Source organism: Frankia sp. CoWAU3 (genome assembly GCF_977971855.1).
This window is the reverse complement of the sequence record NZ_CDWWXB010000229.1, coordinates 1-2,708: the sequence shown is the minus strand read 5'-3', so window position 1 is coordinate 2,708 and position 2,708 is coordinate 1. Positions and strand designations below refer to the sequence as shown.

Sequence of the window (2,708 nt, the reverse complement as noted above, 5' to 3'; positions counted from 1 at the left end):
GGGCCGCCGACCGCGGTGAGCGGGCTGAGATCGACACCGGCCAGCCAGGCGATCATGGAGCTGAGCCCGACCGCGATCAGCACTGGCACCAGCGACAGGACCGCCCGGACGATGCTGCGGTGCCAGACCAGCAGCATGAGCAGGACGCCGACCAGCGCGAAGTAGGTCAGCTGGGTCCGGTTCTTCGTGAAGTTCTCCAGCAGCCCGGTGCCGACCACGACGAGGCCCGACGGGGTGGCGCGTACCCCTTGCGGCGGATGGACCGTGTCCCGGATGTCGTCGACGATTGCGGCCTGCCGTTCCAACGAGCCCGATCCGGTACGGAAGACGAGGTTGAGCGCGTTGTGGGCCAGGTTCACCGTGGCGCGCTGGAGGTCGGGCGGTGCCGCGGCGTAGCCGAGCCGGACGTCCTGACCCGTCGGCAGGACGACCGTCGTGTTCGGCACCTCCATCATGAAGCTGATGGTCGTGACGAGGCTCGACGCGGTCAGCAGGTCGGCCGGGTCCTTCGCGAGCCGGGTGTTCGCGAACTCGGCGAGGAAGGCGACGGTGGCGTCGTCGAAGACGTTCGGTGACTGGACGTAGATGCCCAGCTCGCTGGCGGATCCGGTGCTCGCGCGCAGCGTGTTGATGTTCTTGATGACCTGACCCTGCTGGTCGACCCATTTCTCCGGATCGGTCTGGATCTTCAGTGTGCCGTCGGTGACGATCCCGACGGCGAAGACCGCGACGGACACGGCGACGAGCGGGACCGCGGTGATCCGTGGCAGGGACCCCAGGGTGATCACCGTCCGACCCAGCGGGCCGTGGGTGTAGTCCTTCGGGGGGGTTGGCCGGCGACGTTCCCGCAGGCCCAACGAGGCGGTGAGGAACAGGATCGTGGCGATGACGATCACCGGCAGGCCCAGGGCGAGCAGCGTGCCGAAGTCCCGGATCATCGGGACGTCGCTGAACTCCAGCGCGAGGAAGGACAGCACCGCGGGCAGCAGCCCGGCCAGGGCCGCGGTGACGGGATGGCCGGCCCGGGCCAGTTGAGCCTCCTCCTCCACCCGGCTGTGGAGCTGGACGGCGAAGTCGATGCCGACGCCGAGCAGCACCGGCAGACCGGAGATGGTCACCACCGACAGCGGGACACCCGCGTAGCCGGCGAGGCCGAACGCCCAGATGAGGCCGACGGCGACGACGCCGAGCGGGAGCAGCCGCCAGCGCACCGCGAAGGCGACGAGCAGCAGGCCGGCCATCAGCGCCAGGGAGATGCCCCCGAGGGTGACGAACCCGCCGCGCAGGTAGTCGTTGAGGTCGCGCAGCAGCGCGGGCGCCCCGGTCGACATTGTTGTCGCATTGTCGAACATGCGTTCGGACACGGCCTTCTCGGCCAGGGTCGCGGCCTGGCCCTCGGTCGTGAGGGAGGCGTTGCCCCGCAGTCGGGTGACCATCTGGCTGGTGGATTCGGTCGGGAAGAACGGCTTGATCGACTTACGGATGGCACCCGTGTTGTCGCGGAGCAGGAAGGAGACCCAGGCCGGGTTGTCGTAGACCCGCTCGGCCACCGGGATCGCCTGCATCCGCCGCAGCGTCGTGACGGAGTCGGCGAGGCGCCGCTGGGCGGAGACCGGATCCGGATCGCGGCGCTGGGCACCGAGCAGGATCTTCCCGGCGGGGCTGTTGACGGGATTGCCGTCCGGGCTCGTGACCAGGTTGTTCGTGAACTCCAGCGCCGCGAGCGGGGTGATAACCGATTCGATCCGGTCATCGGCGTCGAGGCTGGCCTGCAACTCCCGGAACTGGCTGATGTTGCGCTTGGTGAACAGGTCCTCGAGTCGTTCGCCCTTGTCCAGAGTGAACAGCGTGACCATCGCCTGGCCGCCGAAGAGGGACTGGTAGGCGACGTTGTCCCGGGCGACCTGGGAGTCGGGGTTCAGATAGTTGTCCTGGCCGGTGGTGAATTCCAGCCGGGTGGTTCCGAACCCCAGGGCGGCGGTGACGAGCAGCGCCACGACGGCGACGATGCCCGAGCGCCGACTGACCGTACCGACCGTACCGACCATACGGGCGAGTGCCGCCGATGGCCCGGACCGGCGGTCCGGGCCCGACCCGTGGTCCGGTTCCGAGGGGCGGCCTGGCTCCGACCGGTGTTCGGGCCGGCCGGGATGATCGGCTGGATCGTCGGTGGAGGGGGAAGGCGTCGACATCGGTCACGCTCCGGAGTTATCCGCGTTGCCTCCGGATCGACGCGTGTTACCTGTCGGTCCGACGGCTGTGTCCCTGCTGTATAGCGCAGCAGGTCACACCGCCTGAAGGCCCCGGGGCAGCCGATTTCGCCGGAAAATGTTTCAGGCGATCAACACGCCCCCGGGCCTGGCTCCCCGGGCTCGGCTACCGTCGCCATCCTCTCCGGGGTCGGACGTGCCCGGGGTCAGACGCCCGCGGACTCCCGTGACGGTCGGAGTTCGACGAGCGAGTCGTAGCTCGGGAAGAAGAGCCCCTCGTGCCCGTCATCCCAACGCACGACGAACGGCGGGCCTCCGTCCTCGCCGCGTACCTCGACCACGGTCCCGTGTCGTTCCGGGCTGCCCACCGTGCGGCCGTGGACGACGAACCTCTCTCCGACGGATGCGAACATCATGATGGTCGACCTCCCTGCCGGGCGATCCGGTCTGCTCTGCCTGGATGCTCCGGTGACCGATCGCATGCGCGTGCTCTTTCTG

General features: G+C 69.0%; 1 protein-coding gene and 1 pseudogene. Both read right to left on the bottom strand.

All coding sequences use genetic code 11. The features are described 5' to 3' along the window. Window positions 1–2,192: pseudogene (locus AC08ON_RS15975) on the bottom strand (efflux RND transporter permease subunit); the annotation flags it as partial. A 224-nt stretch (window positions 2,193–2,416) separates the two neighbouring features. Continuing rightward, window positions 2,417–2,623: a DUF1918 domain-containing protein gene (locus AC08ON_RS15970; RefSeq protein WP_035729341.1), complete on the bottom strand. Its 207-nt coding sequence runs from the start codon at window positions 2,621–2,623 to the stop codon at window positions 2,417–2,419. Window positions 2,624–2,708: the final 85 nt, after the last annotated feature.